Source organism: Metapseudomonas boanensis (assembly GCF_042232855.1).
Lineage (GTDB): Bacteria > Pseudomonadota > Gammaproteobacteria > Pseudomonadales > Pseudomonadaceae > Metapseudomonas > Metapseudomonas boanensis.
In genome coordinates this window covers 5,451,195-5,469,547 of the sequence record NZ_CP113889.1, presented here as the reverse complement: position 1 = coordinate 5,469,547, position 18,353 = coordinate 5,451,195, and the positions used below count along the sequence as shown (strand labels likewise).

Annotated in this window: 13 protein-coding genes; 9 read left to right on the top strand and 4 right to left on the bottom strand. The window is 65.0% G+C overall.

Going from position 1 to position 18,353, the window contains the following annotated elements; genetic code table 11:
- From OXH74_RS25345 to OXH74_RS25330, 4 genes are all read left to right on the top strand, one after another.
- Positions 1–1,452 carry an acyl-CoA reductase gene (locus tag OXH74_RS25345; protein WP_375739399.1) on the top strand — a complete coding sequence of 484 codons (1,452 nt, stop codon included), beginning with the start codon at positions 1–3 and terminating at the stop codon, positions 1,450–1,452.
- A 62-nt stretch (positions 1,453–1,514) separates the two neighbouring features.
- Positions 1,515–2,567: an NAD(P)-dependent alcohol dehydrogenase gene (locus tag OXH74_RS25340; protein ID WP_375739398.1), complete on the top strand. Its 1,053-nt coding sequence runs from the start codon at positions 1,515–1,517 to the stop codon at positions 2,565–2,567.
- 144 nt (positions 2,568–2,711) lie between these two features.
- Positions 2,712–4,052, top strand: coding sequence for a DUF1214 domain-containing protein (locus tag OXH74_RS25335; protein WP_375739397.1), 1,341 nt, complete (start codon positions 2,712–2,714; stop codon positions 4,050–4,052).
- A 22-nt stretch (positions 4,053–4,074) separates the two neighbouring features.
- On the top strand, positions 4,075–5,115 hold the full coding sequence (locus OXH74_RS25330; protein ID WP_375739396.1) for a DUF1254 domain-containing protein: 1,041 nt from the start codon (positions 4,075–4,077) through the stop codon (positions 5,113–5,115).
- A 491-nt stretch (positions 5,116–5,606) separates the two neighbouring features.
- On the opposite strand, the gene OXH74_RS25325 is transcribed toward OXH74_RS25330, so the two are convergent.
- The 4 genes from OXH74_RS25325 to OXH74_RS25310 form a co-directional block, all read right to left on the bottom strand.
- Positions 5,607–7,181, bottom strand: coding sequence for a class I adenylate-forming enzyme family protein (locus tag OXH74_RS25325; protein ID WP_375739395.1), 1,575 nt, complete (start codon positions 7,179–7,181; stop codon positions 5,607–5,609).
- Positions 7,182–7,285: 104 nt separating this feature from the next.
- Positions 7,286–8,200 (bottom strand): SDR family NAD(P)-dependent oxidoreductase, encoded by a 915-nt coding sequence (locus OXH74_RS25320; RefSeq protein WP_375739394.1) that lies wholly within the window; start codon positions 8,198–8,200, stop codon positions 7,286–7,288.
- Between the two features lie 87 nt (positions 8,201–8,287).
- A complete protein-coding gene (locus OXH74_RS25315) occupies positions 8,288–9,532 on the bottom strand; it encodes a thiolase family protein (RefSeq protein ID WP_153919597.1) in 1,245 nt (414 codons plus the stop codon).
- Between the two features lie 83 nt (positions 9,533–9,615).
- On the bottom strand, positions 9,616–10,389 hold the full coding sequence (locus OXH74_RS25310) for an enoyl-CoA hydratase/isomerase family protein (RefSeq protein ID WP_153919601.1): 774 nt from the start codon (positions 10,387–10,389) through the stop codon (positions 9,616–9,618).
- 228 nt (positions 10,390–10,617) lie between these two features.
- On the opposite strand from OXH74_RS25310, the gene OXH74_RS25305 reads away from it, so the two are divergent.
- The 5 genes from OXH74_RS25305 (at position 10,618) to OXH74_RS25285 (ending at position 18,343) form a co-directional block, all read left to right on the top strand.
- Entirely contained in the window at positions 10,618–13,329 is a 2,712-nt protein-coding gene (locus tag OXH74_RS25305; protein WP_375739393.1) for a LuxR C-terminal-related transcriptional regulator, read from the top strand.
- A gap of 198 nt (positions 13,330–13,527) precedes the next feature.
- On the top strand, positions 13,528–14,673 hold the full coding sequence (locus tag OXH74_RS25300; RefSeq protein ID WP_375739392.1) for an acyl-CoA dehydrogenase family protein: 1,146 nt from the start codon (positions 13,528–13,530) through the stop codon (positions 14,671–14,673).
- 107 nt (positions 14,674–14,780) lie between these two features.
- On the top strand, positions 14,781–15,581 hold the full coding sequence (locus OXH74_RS25295; RefSeq protein WP_375739391.1) for an enoyl-CoA hydratase/isomerase family protein: 801 nt from the start codon (positions 14,781–14,783) through the stop codon (positions 15,579–15,581).
- 367 nt (positions 15,582–15,948) lie between these two features.
- Complete coding sequence (locus OXH74_RS25290) at positions 15,949–17,136, top strand: lipid-transfer protein (RefSeq protein WP_153919613.1); 1,188 nt, start codon at positions 15,949–15,951, stop codon at positions 17,134–17,136.
- Between the two features lie 13 nt (positions 17,137–17,149).
- Positions 17,150–18,343: an acyl-CoA dehydrogenase family protein gene (locus tag OXH74_RS25285; RefSeq protein WP_375739390.1), complete on the top strand. Its 1,194-nt coding sequence runs from the start codon at positions 17,150–17,152 to the stop codon at positions 18,341–18,343.
- The last annotated feature ends 10 nt before the right edge of the window (positions 18,344–18,353 follow it).

Genomic DNA, 18,353 nt, shown 5'->3' with positions numbered 1-18,353 from the left:
ATGACCCACCCCATTGCACCGATGATCATCCGCGGCGAAGTCATCACCGACAACCTGATCGAAGTGGGCGGGCGCGGCGGCGACCTGGCCTTTCTCACCCCGGACGCGCACAAGTACATCGACCGCCTGCCCCTGGGCAATCCGGCCAAACTGGCCGACCTGTACCAGCTCAGTTTCGACGACATCCTCGACTATGCCGTCGAACTCGGCGCTCGCCTGGCCTTCAGCAAGAACCCGTACCTGCAGGAAGCCTGCGAGCTGTCCTACCTAACCGCCCCCACCACGCCGAGCATCGTCAAGGGCTCCTACATGGGGCTGCAGAACCTGCTCTCGCGGGAGTTCATCACCGAGATGGTGGAAAGCACGGTGGGCGTCAGGTACCTCGAAGGCTGGGTCCCGCAGACCCTGCTGGACGGCACCGAGCTGGAAGTCCGCTGCTTCGGCGCGCGCACGCTGCACATCGTTGCCGGCAACGCCGTTTCGCTGTCGCTATGGACCATCATTCGCAACATGGTCCTGCGCAGCGACGCCATCATCAAGGCACCGTCCAACGACCCGTTCACCGCCCTGGCCATCGCCCGCACGATGGTCGACATGGCGCCGGACCACCCGCTGACCAAACACCTCTCCGTGGCCTACTGGAAGGGTGGCGACCAGGCACTCGAGCAGCGCCTGTACCAGCCGCAGAACCTGGAGAAGATCGTCGCCTGGGGCGGCTTCGCATCGATGAAGCACGTCACCCAGTATGTCCAGCCGGGCCTCGAGCTGATCTCCCTGGACCCCAAACGTAGCGCCAGTATCATCGGCGAGGACACCTTCGCCAGCGAAGCCGGCATGCGCGAGGCGGCGGTGCGCCTGGCGGCCGACATCGGTGCGATCAACCAGAAAGGCTGCGTGTGCGCGCGGGTGATCTATGTGCAGAGCGGCACTGACGCAGACGGCCTGGCGCGACTGAACACCTTCGGCCAGTACGTCTACGAGGCCATGCTGGGACTGCCCAACACACTCAGCACCACACCCAAGTCCTATGACAAGAACCTCAAGGCCCACGTCGACGCGCTGCGCCTGGATGACGAGTGGTACAAGGTGATCGGCGGGGATGAGGGCGCCATCATCTGCTCGCAGATCCCTGAGCCGGTGCCCTTCTCCACGCTGCTCGACGACCGCACCGCCAACCTGGTGCCGGTGGACGAGTTGAGTGAAATGCTCGATGCAGTGGATGCCTATACCCAGACCGTCGGCATCTATCCCGAGAGCATCAAGGACCAGCTCAAGGATGTGCTACCGCTCTATGGCGCGCAGCGCATCGTCTCGCTGGGCTACGCGGCCGCCATGAAGTTCGCGGCACCCCAGGACTCCATCGAGCCGATGCGGCGAATGGGCAAGTGGATTTCCAACCAGATCGCTTCGCCGGAAACCAGCCCGGCGCCCTGGCAGCGTCCTTCTATCTGATCCCACGCGCCCTGCTTCGGCAGGGCGCTTCACCGTGCACCCCCGATATGCGAGGAATCCCCATGACTACCTGTCTCGGCTACGGCGCCATTGAGGCCCATGCGCCGCTGAAGCCGCTGAGCTTCGAGCGCCGCGCACTGCGTGACGACGACGTCGCCATCGAGATCGCCTACTGCGGCGTCTGCCACTCGGACATGCACTACGTCCATAACGACTGGAACAGCACCCGCTTCCCCTGCGTGCCCGGCCACGAGATCGTCGGCCAGGTCAGCGCGGTGGGCCCTGCGGTGACCCGCTACAAGGTGGGCGACCGGGTCGCGGTCGGCTGCCTGGTGGACAGCTGCCAGCAGTGCGCGGCCTGCGAGGCGCATGAAGAGCCCCATTGCAGCCAGGGTATGACGCCCACCTACAACGGACTGGACCGCATCAGCGGCGAGGTCACCTACGGCGGCTACTCCCAGCACCTGGTGGTGCGCGAGCAGTTCGTACTGCGCGTGCCCGAGGCGCTGGACTCGCGCTTTACCGGCCCGCTGCTGTGCGCCGGCATCACCGTATGGACGCCGCTGCGCGAGCATGGCGCCGGGCCGGGCACCCGCCTGGCCGTGGTCGGTCTCGGCGGGCTGGGCCATATGGTGGTCAAGCTGGGCGTCGCCCTGGGCGCCGAGGTCACGGTCATTACCACCTCGCCGGGCAAGGCCGAGGATGCACGTGCGCTCGGAGCGCATCACGTACTACTGTCCACCGACCCACAGGCGATGAAGGGGGCGGCGAGCAGCTTCGACCTCATCCTCGACACCATCCCGCGCACGCACAACGTCAACCCTTACCTGATGCTCCTGGGTCGTCACGGCAAGCTGGTGCTGGTGGGCGCCCTGGAACCGCTGGAACCGATCCATGGTGCGCTGCTGGCGATCAACAACCGCTCCATCGCCGGCTCGCTGATCGGCGGCCTCACCCAGACCCAGGAACTGCTGGACTTCTGTGCCGAACATCAGGTTCTGCCGAGTTGCGAGATGATCGATATCCAGGACATCAACACGGCCTTCGAGCGCATGGAACGCAATGACGTGAAGTACCGCTTCGTGATCGACATGGCCTCGTTGAAAGGCGTCTGACGGCGACCAGTCGCACCGCCCCGACCGCTGTGTCGGGGCTCTCCGCGTGATGCAGGGCCTGCGCCCACCCCAAAGGGGAGGGGTCATCTGTTCCTGGAACGGGCATAACCTTTCAGGGACGGTTCACGACGGAGAAAAACAACAATGTGTTCATTACGTCTGGCGCTGGCCTGCGGCGCCTTCACCACTTCCTGCCTGATGGCTGCGCTTGCGCCATCGGTTGCCCATGCCGCCGATCCGCAGGCGCCCATGTACTCGGACCGGGACGTGAGCGATGCCTACATTTACCTGCTCGGGCGCCTGCTGGTGCTGCGCCAGCAGCAACTGGACTTCCAGCAAGGCATGCGCTGGAACCAGCTGGTGCACCGCAAGCCGGGCGCCGTGGACTGGCCCAACCCCAACCTGGACGTGGCTTATTCCGAAGCCTGGGTGGCGTTGGACGAACGCAGCTGCACCCTGGTCAGCGTGCCGAAGATTTCCGAACGCTATTACACGGTGCAATTCCTCAATGGCTGGGGAGAGACCCTGGCCAACATCAATGAGCGCACCTTCGCGAAGCAGCCCAGCGGAGACTTCGCGGTCTGCCTGAAGGGCGCCAGCGTCACGCTGCCGAAGGGCGTCCAGCGCGTGGACCTGCCGACCCGTACCGCACGGGTGCTGTCGCGGGTGGAACTCGGCGCTGACCCGCAGCAGGCGGAGCGCCTGCAGCAGCAGTTCAGCATGCGCCCCAGCGGCTCGCCGCAGCTTCCCGAGGTGCCCGAAGTGCCCCTGTTCAGGTTGCAGCAACTGCCGGGCGTAGAGGCATTCGACGTCGCCGAGATGGCGCTGGAAGAGCCGGACCTGAATCCCGGCATGGAGGCGCTGCAGGCCCGCGTGCATGCGCTGGCCAAGCTGGCCAGCGATCCGGCGCAGCGCACGCGTCTGGATGCGGTGATCCGGAAGCAGGCCTTCACCGCCCTGGCCAAGGCTGCCCCGACCCTCGGTCCCGGTACGGTTCTCAACGGTTGGGTACGACCAGCCGTATCCGGCGCCTACGGCAGTGACTACCTGACGCGCACCCTGGTCAACCTGGGCGGCATCTGGGCCAACACCCAGCAGGAGGTCAATTACTTCCGTGGGGCCGTGGACGACCATGGCGAAGTCCTCGATGGTAGCCGCAGCTATTCCCTGACCTTCCCCCGCGACCAACTACCGTCCGGCTTCGCGCGCTATTTCTGGTCGATCACGGCCACCGATGCCAAGACCTTCAAGGTATTGCCCAACGCGCTGGGGAGCTTCCTGCTCAATAACCAGTCGGCCCTGCGCTACAACGCGGATGGTTCGCTGACCCTCTACTTCGGCCCGCAGCCGCCGGCGGGTGTCGCCGAGGCGAACTGGCTGCCAACCCTGGCAGGGCAGAACTTCCGGCTGATGTTCCGCTACTACGGCGCCAAGGGCGCGGTGGCCGGCGGACATTACTTCCCGCCGGCCCTGGCCAGGCTCTGAGGTGAATTCGATGAGAACTGGAATGATGTACGAACTCAAAGTGATCCTGACGGCCCTCGGGCTGCTTGCGGCCTGCTTGCCCGTTGCGCGCAGCGAGGAACTGGCAGAGGCCGGCGTGCGCGTGACCGCGGACAATTTCGTCCGTGCCGAGACTGACCGTTACTTCGGCCTGACCGTGCAACGAGGCGGGTTCGGCAAGTTCGCCCATTGGCGCGAGCTGGTTCCGGTGGGCGCCGCCACCGTGGTGCGGCCAAACCGCGACACCCTCTATTCCACCGCCGTCTTCGACCTCGACGCGGGGCCTGTCAGCGTGTCCCTGCCCGATGCCGGCCCGCGTTTCATGTCGCTGGCGATCATCGACCAGGACCATCACGTCACCGAGGTGCACTACGGCGCGGGGCACTACAAGGTCGACAGGGCGGAGGTGGGGACCCGCTACGTGCTGGTGGGTGTGCGCACCCTGGTCAACCCTGCGGACCCGGCGGATTTCACCCGCGTTCGGGCGTTGCAGGACGCCATCACCGTGGAGCAGCCCGGCGGACCGGGGCGCTTCGATGTGCCCGACTGGGATGAAGCGAGCCGTGCCAAGGTACGGAAGGCGCTGGTTGGGCTGGGGGAAACCCTGGATGACTCCCGTGGCATGTTCGGCAAGGAAGGCGAGATCGACCCGGTGCGCCACCTGATCGGCAGTGCTACCGCCTGGGGCGGTAACCCGGCGAAGGACGCCTACTATCAGATCGTTACCCCCGAGCAGAACGACGGCCTGACTAACTACCGGCTGGAGGTGGGCGCGGTCCCGGTGGGCGCCTTCTGGTCCATCAGCGTCTACGACCAGGCGGGGCGCTTCCAGCGCAATGCCCTGGAGGCCTACAGCCTCAACAGTCTGACTGCGAAGAAAGGCGAGGGCGGTATCACTTCCGTAAGCTTCGGCGGTTGTACGCCGCAGGTGGAGAATTGCCTGCCGATCATGCCCGGCTGGAACTACATGGTGCGTTTCTACCTGCCCGACAAAGCGATCCTGGACGGCAGCTGGAAATTGCCTGAAGCGCAACCTGAATCCTGAAAGTACCAAGCGGCGGCCAATTGGCCGCCGCTTTTTCTTCCCGTCCCGAAGGGGCAGGGCTGTGCCCAGGCTGAACGCCGGCACGAACACCCCCCTCTCCCTCGGGGAGAGGGTTGGGGTGAGGGCTGCCATTGGTTGGCGCGGTGCCCTGCCATCTCGCGAATGAATTCGCTCCTACAGGGCAGGACTGGGTCCTGCTTGGCGATTGAAATCGCCCCTACAGGACTATGCCGAGGGTGGGCACAGAGTCACCCCTCTCCCCTTCAGGGAGAGGGGCCGGGGGAGAGGGTAGTTACCGGCTGGCATGGTGTCCTGCCATTTCGCGAATGAATTCGCTCCTGCTGGGCAGTTCCGTGGATGGGGCGGGCGATGTTCCGCGAGCTTGCGATACCCATCGATGAATACCCACAAAAAAGCCCCGATGGCGCCCTATTCGGAAGGGGACACATCGAGGCATCAAGCGAGGGTAATCTTCAAACCGCTGGCGGACCTCAGGACACGCGGCGGGCCTTGTCCTTCCAGTATTTCTCCCGTACCTGGCGGCGCAGCACCTTGCCCACCACGCTTACCGGCAGCGCCTCGACGAAGAGGATCGACTTGGGCGCCTTGAAGCGGCCCAGGCTGCCCTTGACGTGTTCGATAAGCACCTCCGGCAAGACTTCCTGGCCAGCCTTGAGCACCACTTCCGCGTGCAGCGCCTCGCCCCACTCCTCGTGGGGAACGCCAACCACCGCCGAGTTGGATACGGCCGGGTGGGCATTGAGGGCGGCTTCTACCTCGACGGCGTACACGTTGAAGCCGCCGGTGATGATCATGTCTTTCTTGCGGTCCACCAGGTGCAGGAAACCCTGGTCGTCGAGGTAGCAGAGGTCGCCGGACTTCCAGAAGCCATCGACGAACTCGGCGGCGCTGGCTTCCGGGTTGCCGAAGTAGCCGGAAACGGTGCCGCGGGAGCGTACCCAGAGTTCGCCGGTAGCGCCCTGTTCCAGAGGCTTGCCGTCGTCGTCGACGATGATCACTTCGGCACCGGCGGCGATGCGCCCGGCAGAGCCGATCTGGCTGTCGGAGGCGCCCTGGTGGTCGGCCTTGCCGAGGATGGCCACGGCGTGCAGGCACTCGGTGGCGCCGTAGATCTGCATGAAGATGTTGCCGAAGCGTTCCTGGGCCTGGCGCAGCTTGGCCGGGCTCATGGGCGCGGCGCCGTAGGCCAGGGTTTGCAGCGAGGAGAGGTCGTAGTCGGTGGCTTCCGGCATTTCCAGCAGCCGGTAGATCATGGTCGGCACCAGCAGGGTCATGGTGACCCGCTCGGCGGCGATGTTCCGGCACAGTTGGGCCAGGTCCGGCACGTTCTGGGTCAGGGTGCAGCCACCCCGGAACAGGGTTGGCAGCAGGCCGAGGCCGGAGCCGTGGCTGATGGGGGCCATGTGTAGGAAGCGGGTATCAGACTGATAGGGCTGCTCGTTCTCCATGTACATGGAGTCGCGCAGCGCGAGCCAGTTGTCCATGGTGTAGGGCACGCACTTGCTGACGCCAGTGGTGCCGCCGGTGAAGCGATAGGACACCACGTCGTTCTGGGTTTCGTGGGCGATGTCCGGTGTCGCGTCGGAGACGCCTTCGAGCAGGTCCCAGAAATACAGGAGGCCGTCACGGGGCTGGGCCGGCGGGTCCATGCACACCACCTGGATGCCTTGCTCGTGGAGCATGTCGAAGTAGCGCTCCAGCAACGGGTTCTCCAGGAACACGGCCTTGGGGCGGATCAGGGCGATCTGCGAGCGGTGTTCCTCCAGGGAGTCGCGGAAGTTGGTGTAGGCACCTGCCGCCTCGCCCTTCATGGAGGTCCAGGCATGCACCAGGGACAGGTTGTCGTTGTCCAGGATGCACAGGTAGACGTCGCCACGCTGCAGGCCAAGGCGCTCGCGCAGCATATTGGCGATGCGGTTGGTGAGTGAATGCAGCTCGCGGAAGGTGTAGCGGCGTTTGCGCTCGATGTTCACCAGCGCCTCGCGGTCGGCGAATCGCAAGGCGAGGTTGCCCATGGTCCGGGCGAAATTCATTTTTGTCGTCATTGTTGTTCTCCCTCCTGTACCCCGGACGGGCCGGGTATCCGGCGATTAGCCTGCAGGCCCCGCGGGCCTTGTACAAGGCCCGCGGGGCTTCGTCCAGCGCGGGATCAGGCGCCCTTGATGCCTTTCATGGCGGCTTCGACGAACAACTGCACCTGCTGGTTGGCGTCGTTGCGCGGGCCGGCGCTGTTCCAGTCAGTGATCTGCGCAAGGTGCGCTTCGATGGCTTCCGGCGACAGCTCGGCGTCGTTGATGTAAACCGGTGCCGTTTCTTCCATGCGTACGGCAGAGAACACGCCGGCGCCGGCGCCGAGAATCAGCTTGGTCGGTGCGTTCTCGCTGACCAGGAACAGGGCACCCGGGGTGACCTGCTCGGGGCGGCTGGCCTTGAGCAGCTCTTCCGGCATCACGTCCGCGGTCATGCGGGTGGCGGCCATGGGCGCGAGGGTGTTGACCAGGATGTTGTTCTTGCGGCCTTCGATGGCGAGCATGTTCATCAGACCCACCAGGGCCATCTTGGCGGCACCGTAGTTGGCCTGGCCGAAGTTGCCGAACAGGCCGGCTGCGGAGGTGGTCATCAGGATGCGGCCGTAGTTCTGCTCGCGCATCAGGTCCCAGACGGCCTTGGTGCAGTTCACCGAACCCATCAGGTGGACGTTGACCACGGCGTTGAAGTCGGCCATCTCCATCTTGGTGAAGGACTTGTCGCGCAAGATGCCGGCGTTGTTGATCAGGATGTCGACGCGGCCGAAGGTTTCGACCGTCTGCTTGGCCAGCGCCTGGACCTGCTCGTAGTCGGCCACGTTGGCGCCGTTGGCAATGGCGGTACCACCGGCCTGGCGGATTTCCTCGACCACGGCCAGGGCTGCGTCGGATGAGCTACCGGAACCGTCGCGGCTGCCGCCGAAATCGTTGATCACTACCTTGGCGCCGCGGGCAGCCAGTTCAAGGGCGTGGACGCGCCCCAGGCCGTTGCCGGCGCCGGTGACGATGGCGACGCGATCATCAAAGCGAATAGTCATGCTGTATATCCTCTCTTGAAGCGTAGTAGGAGGGAGAACGGCGGGGAGAGCGCGTGGATTCTCCTGGTCGCCGATCTCCGTAAAGGGTCAGGTGCGGGCGAAGATGCCGACGTGCTCGGTCGATTCCTCGACGCGCCAGAGGCCGCCGCCGTTGCCCTGCAGGGCGATACGGGCGCCTTCGACCTGGCGCTTGCCGCAGTCGCCGCGCAGTTGCTCGACCAGTTCGAAGATCTGGCCGATGCCGGTGGCGCCGATGGGGTGGCCCTTGGATTCCAGGCCACCCGACGGGTTGACCGGCAGCTTGCCGCCCAGGCTGAAATCGCCGCGCTCGGCCATCACGCCGCTCATGCCCGGCTCGCAGAGGCCCAGGGCCTCGATGGCGAGCAGTTCGCCGATGGCGGTGGCGTCGTGCACCTCGGCCACGTCAACGTCCTGTGGGGAAATGCCGGCCTGCTCGAAGGCGGCCTTGCCGGCCAGGTGGGTGCAGCCCTTGTCGAAGTCCTCGGCGGCGCGGGCCGAAGCCGAGCGCACCACGCTGGCCAGTACCTTGATAGCGCGGCTCTTGTCGAAGCCGTATTTCTTCAGCGCCGATTCGGTGCAGAGGATAGCGGCGGCGGCACCATCGGAGATGGGCGAGCACATCGGCAGGGTGATGGGGTAGGTGATCGGCGGCGCGGCGAGGATTTCCTCGATGCTCATGGCATTGCGGTACTGCGAGCGTTCGTTGTGCACCGAGTGGCCGTGGTTCTTCGAGGAAACGGCCGCCAGCTGGCGCTGGGTGATGCCATAGCGCTCCATCAGGCCGCCACGGCCGAGAGCCGCGTAGACGTCCATGAAGGGGCTGTAGGGCTTCTCCGACTGGGAGCCGGGCGGCGGCACGATGCCTTTGCCCATGGCGGCCAGGTAGTTCTTGTTCTCCTCGAAAGTCTCGATGTCCCAGGCGGACTCGAAGGCGGAGAACATCTTCATCTTGTCGCTGTAGAACATCTTTTCCGCGCCCACGGCGATGGCCACGTCAGCGGCGCCGGCACGCAGCTGGGTGACCGCCAGGCTGAAGGCATGGCTGGAAGAGGCGCAGGCGCCCTCGATGTTGAAGATCGGGATGCCGTCCAGGCCCAGCGGCAGCAACGCTACCTGGCCGCGAATCATGTGCTGGCCATCGAAGTGGCCCTGGGTGCAGTTGCCGAAGAAACCAACCTGGACCCATTTGCGGTCACAACCGGCGTCCTTCAGGGCGTCTTCCACCGCCCAGGCGGTCAGTTGCTTGATGGTTTTGTCGGTGTGACGGCCGAAGGCGGTCATTCCGACGCCCACGATGTAAACGTTTTCCATCTTTACTCCTTCATGATCTGCTGCACGTCGGCATAACTGCTCTAGCTCGCCAGATCATGGCTATCTGGTTGTGGGCGGGGGGATCAGTAGCCCTTGAAGTCCGGCTTGCGCTTCTCGGCGAAGGCGCGCACGCCTTCGGCCATGTCGTAGGAGCGCTGGTGATTGCGCAGCTCCAGGAGCTCCTGGCGCAGGGCATCGGCGCGCGACTTGTCGCCGGCTTCGTTGGCGACCTTCTTCATGCGCCGCAGTACCAGCGGGCTCTTGTCGGCCAGCTTGTCGCCGATGGCCTGCACGCGGTCCACCAGCTCGGCATCGGCTACCACTTCGCTGACCAGGCCGTACTGCTTCATGTCCTGCGCCGGCAGGGAGTCGCCGGTAAACAGCATGTACTTGGCGATGTTTTCCGGGATCTTGCGCGGCAGCACAGCGGCACCGCCGCCACCGGGGAACACGCCGAAGTTGGAGTGCGCATCGCCGAAACGGGCGCTCTGGGCGGCGATAACGAAGTCGCAGCAGAGCACGGTCTCCAGGCCACCGGCGAGCGCAAGGCCGTTGACGGCGGCGATTACCGGCTTCGGATAGACGCGCAGCAGGTCGAAGAAGGCGACGATGGTGTCCAGCAGGTCGGGCTCGCCCGGCTGGGGCGTGCCGCTGGCCTTGAGGTCGGCGCCGGCGCAGAAGGCCGGACCGGTGGCGGTCAGCGCAATCACGCGCACGCCGGCATCGTCTTCCCAGGCCTGCAGGCGGGCAATCATGGCCTCCAGCATGTCCCGGTTCAGGGCGTTCATGGCTTTCGGGCGCGTCAGGGTGATCCAACCCACCTGACCCTTCACCTCAAAAGAAACGGACTCGCTCATCTCAGCTCCTCGATAGCAATGCAAATGGCGTTTCTGCCTGGATTCGAACTTACGCGAGGCCGTCGGCGCAGCTCCCCCCCCGTTGCGGACGGGGTCGACTTCCACCCGGTTGTAGCAGGATGCAGGCGACGTCCGGGCAATGCCTGAAGCCGGGTGAAGCCCACACCTGGTCCCGTTTGGAGCAGGGCCGGACCGTCTCGAACAAGTACAAGGGCGGAGAAAGCCAATATGCATACATCAGTCATCAATGCCGACGACCTGCTGGTCGCGACCAAGTTCTCGCCCCCGCGCCTCAATGCCCGGCACATTTCCCGTGCGCACTTGCTGGCCCGCCTGCGCGAGGCCCAGCAGTGCAGCGCGACCCTGATCACCGGGGGCGGGGGATTCGGCAAGACCATCCTGCTCGCTCAATGGCGCCTGGAACTGATGAAGTCCGGGCTGGATGTGGCCTGGATCTCCTTCAGCCTTGACGACCGGCAGTTCGCGAGTTTTCTCGTCTACCTGCTGGCGGCCCTGAAGCGCCTGGGCATCCGCATTGAGCAGGAGTGGCTGCACAGCGATGGCACCGAGCAATCGATCAATGCCCTGGTGGCTATCGTTACTCGCGCTGCGGAAGCCGTTGGCCGGGAACTGCACCTGTTGATGGATGACTTCCACCATGTGGAAGCGCCGGCCGCCCACCGGTTGATGCAGAAGCTGCTGGATCACTGTCCGGCCAACCTGCATATCGCCATCGCGTCGCGGACGACGCCGCCGCTCAGCCTCGGGCGCCTGCGCATGCAGGGCCACCTGGCGGAGATCGACTTCGCCGAACTGCCCTTCGACCTGGACGAAACCCGCGACTTCTTCCAGCAGAACCTCGGCACCCTGAAGCTCAGCGCCGATGAAGAGCACCTGATCCATGACCTGACCAGTGGCTGGCCGGCCAGCCTGCAACCGATCGCCACCATGCTGCGGGCGCGGCCGACGAAACGTACTCAGTTGCGCTCGATCCTCGCCAAGTCCAGCGACTTGCAGGCCTATCTGGCCGAGGACGTGGTGGCCTGCCTGCCGCCCGAGCTGATCGGGTTCATGGAGAAGGTTTCGATCTTCCGGCGCTTCAATGCCGATCTCGCCGAGTTCGTCACCGCGAGCTCGCGCGTACCGGAGTTGATGAAGCGGGCCGAGGACGAGAACCTGCTGATCTACCGCATCGAGTCAGAGGACAGCACGCCCTGGTATCGCTTCCATCCGCTGTTCGGCGAGTTCCTGGTGCAACGCCTGGCCACCCACGGGGCCGCTGAAGTCCAAACGTTGCACCGGCGCGGCAGCCAGTGGTTCGCCGAGCATGACTACCTGGTGGAAGCCGTGCGTCACGCCAACCTGGGCGGTGACCTGGATTATGCGTTGGAGGCCATGGAGGAAGCGGCCTCGACCACCTGGAGCATGGCCTACGTAAGTCCGATGCTGCATCTGCTGGAACGATTGCCGCAGGAGGTCCTCTTCGCTCATCCACGGCTGTTCATCATGGGTTGCCTGACTTACGCCTTCACCGCGCGGCCGGACAAGGCGCAGCGCTGGCTCGAGCAGATACGCCGCACGGAGGCGGCACGCAATCCGGCGGTATCGTCGAAGCTGGTCCTGGCGGATGCCGCGATCGCTCTGCAACTGGACCAGCCCCGGCGGGTCATCGGCCTGCTGGAGCCGGCCCACCAGGTGTCACTGGACAACCATTCGCTGCACTACATCAGTCTCTCGGGTCTGGTCACCGCCTATCTGGCGGTAGGTCGCTTCGATGACGCCCGCCGCTTGCACGAACAGCATCCGGTCCATATCGAGGACCGTGACAATGACATGGCCATGGTCTTCGAAAGCACGCGTGCCCTGACGAGCCTCAGGTCCGGAGATGCCCTGGAGGCAGAACGCCTGGGGTCGAGCATTCTCGCCCGGGCGGAAGAGAGCTACGGGCGCGGTTCAGTATCCGCCAACCTGTGCGCCGCCACGCTCTGCGATGCCTATTACGAACTGGACCGCCTCGACGACGCCCTGCGGGTGCTGGCCAATCGCAGCGGCATCCTGCGCTCCTCCATGCCGGATGTGATGGCCCGTGCCTCGATCTGCCGCGCCCGCATCGCGGTGCAGCGCGAGTCGTTCCAGGCAGCCCTGGATTTCCTCGAGGCGCAGGCGGCGCATTTCCATGTACTGGGCCTGGATCGTCTGCTGGCGCTGATGCTGGCCGAGCAGGTTCGGATGCTCCTGGAACAGGGAGAGCTGCGTCGCGCCACGGCGCTGGTATCGCGCCTGGCCGATCTCGAAACGGCCCAGCGGACGACCGCCGAAATGCGCAATGAGATCGCGCAGATTGCCACCTTCGCCCGGGCACGGCTGGCGTTGGCCGGACGCGATCCGGGCTGGGCGCTGGAGGGGCTGGCGACGGTACGGGAGTGCGCCAAGAAGTCAGGGCGGGCGCGTACCCTGGTCAAGGTCAGGCTGCTCGCGGCCTTGGCCCATGACGAGCTTGGCCAGCGACGTGAAGCCGATGAAAACCTTCAGTCCGCCATGGCAGTTGCCGCCCGGCACGGACTGGTTCGTACCGTACTGGACGAAGGCCGGGTGGTGGTCGAGCGGTTGCTGCAATGGCGCGCTGAGTGTCCGCCCGAAGCCCCAGTGGCCGTCTACCTGGACCGCCTCCTTGCGCACGACGAGCCGGACACCGAGCCGTTGCCGTCGATCTTGCCGACACGTGTGGTGGCCCAAGCTCCGCGCGCCAGCCTGACTCCGCGCGAACTGGAGATCCTCGGGCTGGTGGCGCAGGCAATGTCCAACAAGCGCATTGCCCTGACGCTCAACATCACCTTCGGCACAGTGAAGTGGAACGTGAAGAACATCCTCGCGAAGCTGGGTGTATCGAGTCGCTATGCGGCCATTTCCCTGGCGCGCCAGCAGGGGTTGCTGAAGTAGCTGGACGTCCTCCCGGGCGAGTTTCCCCTACCGAGAGGGGAGGCGCGGACGCGGAGTCGTCGCCTCCATGCTGCGGACATTGCGCCAGGTAGCGACCGTCCGCGTGACGCGTTCCGCCGGATCGATCCGGGCGGCGTCCGGTCGGCGGCGGTTGCAGCGCAAGGCATCGGAACTTCGACCCAGGTCAAGAGGAAGCATATGAGCGATACATCCGCAGCATTCCTGAGTGAGCAGGAAATCATGATCCGCGACGCCGCCCGCAAGGTGGCCCAGGAAGTGGTGGCAGCCACGGCCGCCGAGCGCGACCGCACTGGCGCCTGGCCCCGCGACGAGCTGAAGGCGGTGGCCGATCTCGGCTTCCTCGGCATGCAGGTTCCCGTGGAAGCCGGCGGTTCGGGCATGTCCTTCCCCGAGTACTGCCTGGCCATCCAGGAGTTCGCTGCAGCCGACGCCGGTTTCGCCACCATCCTTCATGTCCACAACGGCATGACCGACATGCTCAATCGCTTCGGCACTGAGCGGCAGAAAGAGAAATACCTGGCCGGAATGATCTCCGGCGAGCTGATTGCCGCGGGCCTGCTGACAGAGCCGCAGGCCGGCTCTGACACCGCCGCGTTCCGCACGACCGCGCGCCGCGAGGGTGACTGCTACGTGCTCAATGGCAGCAAGCAGTTCATCTCCAACGGCAACGAGGCCGGCATCGCCTTCGCCATCGCGGCGGTGACCGAGACCCCGGAAGGCCGCAAGGGCCCCAGCATGTTCATCATCGACCCGCGCGAGCCCGGCTACACCGTGACCCGTGTGGAGAGCAAGATGGGCCAGCGCTCGGCCCATGTGGCGGCGATCCAGCTGGACAACTGCCGGGTGCCGGCGGAGAACCTGTTGGCTGATGAAGGCACTGCCTACAAGCGCCTCATGGCGACCCTCTCCGAAGGCCGCATCGGTATCGCCGCGGTGGCCGTGGGAGGCGCCCGCGCCGCCCTGGAGGCGGCCGTGAGGTACGCCAACGAGCGTGAAGCCTATGGCTCGCCGATCATCAACCTGCAAGGCGTGGCCTTCGACCTGGCCGACATGGCCACCCAGTTCGAGGTCGCCCAGCATTTCACACTGCATGCGGCCCGATTGCACTTTGCGGGTGTGCACTGCGCCAAGGAGGCCTCCATGGCCAAGCTGTTCGCCAGCGAGATGGCCGAAAAGGTCTGCTCCGATGCGTTGCAGATCCATGGCGGCTACGGCTACCTCAGTGACTTCCCGGTGGAGCGCTACTGTCGCGACGTCCGGGTGACCAAGATCTACGAGGGCACCAGCCATATTCAGAAGGTAATCATCGCCCGCCACCTGTAAGGCCGGGATCGAAACTTCCTGTAGGAGCTGGCTTGCCAGCGAATACGGACCCTTTCGCCAGCAAGCTGGCTCCTACGGCTCGTCGTCTTATCAGGAGGAAAATGGACGTGACTGACAGTGCAGTGCTCTACGAGAAGATAGGCAAGACGGCGCTAATCACCCTGAACCGGCCGCAGAAGAGGAATGCCTTCGAAGCGGCCATCAACCGAGCCTTGCCGGCGGCCGTGAAGGCTGCGCGGGAGGACCGCTCGGTACGCTCGGTGGTTCTGACTGGCGCGGGTGGGTCTTTCTGCTCCGGCTTCGACCTGGGCAGCCTGGAAGAGGGGGAGGATGGGGCCTTTGCCGGACGCAACCTGGTGCTGGGCTTTCACGATTGGTTCTGTGGGCTGATCGACATGGAGAAACCGGTCATCGCCGCAGTGGACGGTGCCGCCGTGGGGGCGGGGTTCTCCCTGGCCCTGGCGGCGGACTTCATCTTCGTCACGCCACGAGCCAGACTGCTGCCGACTTTCCTCAGTCTTGGCCTGGTGCCGGACCTGTCCATGTTGCATGTGCTGCCGCGCCTGGTGGGGCTGGCCAAAGCCAAGGAGATCATCTTCTCCGCACGTCCCATCGATGCTGAACAGGCCGTAGCGCTGGGCCTGGCCCAGGCGTTGATTCCGGAAGGGCAGTTGCTGGATAGCGCCTTGCAGTTCGCCATGCAATTCGACGAAGCCCCGGCGGATGCGCTGGGCATGGCCAAGACATTGCTCAACCGTTCGTTCGAGACCGACCGCCAGGCCATGAACCAGTTCGAGGCCGCTGCCCAGTCGCTGTGCGGTGCGAGCCGCTACCACGCCGAGGCGGTTCGCCGTTTCCTGGCCAAGGAAGGGTTGCCCTACCGGGGCGCGGTGCGTCCAGCGACCTGACATTTCGCTAATGAATTCGCTCCCACAGGGCAGGACTGTGTCCCGCTTGGCGAATGAATTCGTCCCTGCAGGACGGTGGCCACGCCTTCGCACCGTCCGTCCCCGGCGCCATAAACCACCACGCCTGGCGTCCATTGCCACTGCTGCTGCTACCCGCATCCGCTAACATGCCCCGGTTCATCCGTACCTGGTTGTCACGACGGAACCCGGCCGGGGAGGGATGCCTGCCCGGAGGGCTATCCAAATGGGGAGGGGCGAGCCGCAGGAGGGGATGCCTATCCTTGATGCTCAAGAACCTGCCGTCCGGCGCCACCGCCGGGTGAGCGCCACTGGCGCATGCGGGATACCCACAGATGAGGAGAAAGACATGAGGCAGAAAGTCGTCGTCGCCGGTGTAGGCATGATCCCCTTCGTGAAGCCCGGCCAGAGCGAAACCTACGCGGTCATGGGTGAGCAGGCCGTGCGCCTGGCCCTGGCGGACGCGGGCGTGGGCTACGAGTCTATCCAGCAGGCTTATGCCAGCTATGTCTTCGGTGATTCCACCTGCGGCCAGCGTGTCCTCTACAACGTGGGCATGACCGGCATTCCGGTGCTCAACGTGAACAACAACTGCGCCAGCGGCTCGTCAGCGCTGTACCTGGCCAACCAGGCGATCAGCAGCGGCATGGTGGACATTGTCCTGGCCTTCGGCTTCGAGCAGATGATTCCCGGTGCCATCAACAGCGCCTTCGCTGATCGACCCAGTCCGCTGGAGCTGTTCCTCGAGCAGTGCAACGAGGCGATTCCCGGTGCCGCCGAGATTCCCGCCGCCCTGCGCATCTTCGGCAGCGCCGGTGTCGAGCACATGAAACGCTTCGGCACGCCGCTGGAAACCTTCGCCAAGATTCGCGCCAAGGCCAGCCGCCATGCGGCGAACAACCCCAAGGCCGTGTTCCGCAAAGTGGTCACCACCGAGGAAGTGATGGCCGACCAGGTGGTCTGGCCGGAAGTCATGACCCGCCTGATGGCATGCCCGCCCACTTGTGGCGCTGCCGCTGTGGTGCTGTGCAGCGAGGCTTACGCGCAGAAGCACGGGCTGGATCGCAGCGTGTCGATTGCCGGCCAGGCGCTGACCACCGATGGCGCGGAAACCTTCAAGTCCGGCGACATGCGTGATGTGGCGGGCTTCTCGATGTCCCGCGCGGCCGCTCGCCAGGTTTACGAAATGGCCGGCATTGGTGCAGATGAAGTGGACGTGGTCGAACTGCACGACTGCTTCGCCCAGAATGAACTGCTGACCTACGAATCCCTGGGGCTGTGCCCGGAAGGTGGTGCGCAGAAGTTCGTCGACGACGGCGACAACACCTATGGCGGCCGCTATGTGGTCAACCCGTCCGGTGGCCTGTTGTCCAAGGGGCACCCCATCGGCGCGACTGGCCTCGCCCAGTGCACCGAGCTGGTCCAGCAGCTGCGCGGCCAGGCCGAGCAGCGCCAGGTAGAGGGCGCGCGCATCGCCCTGCAGCACAACATCGGTATCGGTGGCGCCTGCGTGGTGACCATGTACCGCAAGGACTGACAGGGGAAACCTGATGGATTTTCAACCTGACGCCAGCCTCGCGGCTTTCCGCGACGAGGTCCGGCAGTTCCTCCGGGAGGTCCCGGATGAGCTGAAAGGCCAGCAGCGCTGCACCCGCTCGCCGCGCGAGCAGATCATGCGCTGGCAGAAACTGCTCAACGAACGTGGCTGGGGCGCGCCCTACTGGGCGAAGGAACACGGTGGCACCGGCTGGTCGGTTCCGCAGATCCTGGTCTTCGATGACGAATGCAGTGCGGCCGGCACGCCGACCCAGGATGCCTTCGTGCAGAAGATGCTCGGGCCGGTACTCAATGCGTTCGCCACTCCAGAGCAGAAGGCCGAGCACTTGCCGGCCGTCTTCAACGGCGAGCGCCTGTGGTGCCAGGGTTTCTCCGAACCGGGTTCCGGTTCCGACCTGGCCTCGTTGCGCACCCGCGCGGTGCGTGAGGGCGACCACTATGTGGTGAACGGCCAGAAGACCTGGACCAGCTATGCCCACCAAGCCGACTGGATCTTCCTGTTGGTGCGTACCGACACGGAAGTGAAGAAGCAGGCCGGTATCAGTTTCCTGCTGGTGGACATGAAGTCGCCCGGGGTCACCGTGCGCCCGATCCGCAGCATCGACGATGCCCATCACCTGAACGAGACCTTCTTCGACAACGTGCGGGTTCCGGTGCGCAACCTGATCGGCGCCGAAGGGCAAGGTTGGAGCATCACCAAGTTCCTGCTCAACAACGAGCACGCCACCACCGCCGACCTGCCCGAGCTCAAGCGTTACATGCGCGAGCTGCGGCTGATCGCCGCCACGTTGCACGTGGGCGACCAACTGCTCTGCGAGCGTCCGGAGTTCGCCTTGAAGCTGGCGCGGCTGGATGCCGAGCTGCAGGCCATGGAAATGCTGGTCCAGCGCGTGGCTCGCCTGGAACAGCAGCACAACCCGGCCTCACACAGTCTCGGTTCGATGCTCAAAGTCCGCGCTACGGAGCTGCAGCAACGCATCACCGAGACGCAGATCGAGGCCCTGGGGGACTACGGCGCCATCGCCTATCCGCATCCACACGAGGCGGACCCGGAGCTGCCATATCCGCTGCAACGGCTGGCGCGCGGCATTTCGAACGACATGTTCCTGCGCCGGGCCTCGACCATCTATGGCGGCACCAGCGAAGTGCAGCGCGGCATCATCGCCAAGTTGTTGTTCCAACTCTGATAGCAGGACA

What these genes read in the sequence shown, in the direction of transcription:
- OXH74_RS25345 (WP_375739399.1), top strand. Translation starts at nt 1, where the DNA reads ATGACCCACCCCATTGCACCGATGATCATCCGCGGCGAAGTCATCACC.
- OXH74_RS25340 (WP_375739398.1), top strand. Translation starts at nt 1,515, where the DNA reads ATGACTACCTGTCTCGGCTACGGCGCCATTGAGGCCCATGCGCCGCTG.
- OXH74_RS25335 (WP_375739397.1), top strand. Translation starts at nt 2,712, where the DNA reads ATGTGTTCATTACGTCTGGCGCTGGCCTGCGGCGCCTTCACCACTTCC.
- OXH74_RS25330 (WP_375739396.1), top strand. Translation starts at nt 4,075, where the DNA reads ATGATGTACGAACTCAAAGTGATCCTGACGGCCCTCGGGCTGCTTGCG.
- OXH74_RS25325 (WP_375739395.1), bottom strand. Translation starts at nt 7,181, where the DNA reads ATGACGACAAAAATGAATTTCGCCCGGACCATGGGCAACCTCGCCTTG.
- OXH74_RS25320 (WP_375739394.1), bottom strand. Translation starts at nt 8,200, where the DNA reads ATGACTATTCGCTTTGATGATCGCGTCGCCATCGTCACCGGCGCCGGC.
- OXH74_RS25315 (WP_153919597.1), bottom strand. Translation starts at nt 9,532, where the DNA reads ATGGAAAACGTTTACATCGTGGGCGTCGGAATGACCGCCTTCGGCCGT.
- OXH74_RS25310 (WP_153919601.1), bottom strand. Translation starts at nt 10,389, where the DNA reads ATGAGCGAGTCCGTTTCTTTTGAGGTGAAGGGTCAGGTGGGTTGGATC.
- OXH74_RS25305 (WP_375739393.1), top strand. Translation starts at nt 10,618, where the DNA reads ATGCATACATCAGTCATCAATGCCGACGACCTGCTGGTCGCGACCAAG.
- OXH74_RS25300 (WP_375739392.1), top strand. Translation starts at nt 13,528, where the DNA reads ATGAGCGATACATCCGCAGCATTCCTGAGTGAGCAGGAAATCATGATC.
- OXH74_RS25290 (WP_153919613.1), top strand. Translation starts at nt 15,949, where the DNA reads ATGAGGCAGAAAGTCGTCGTCGCCGGTGTAGGCATGATCCCCTTCGTG.
- OXH74_RS25285 (WP_375739390.1), top strand. Translation starts at nt 17,150, where the DNA reads ATGGATTTTCAACCTGACGCCAGCCTCGCGGCTTTCCGCGACGAGGTC.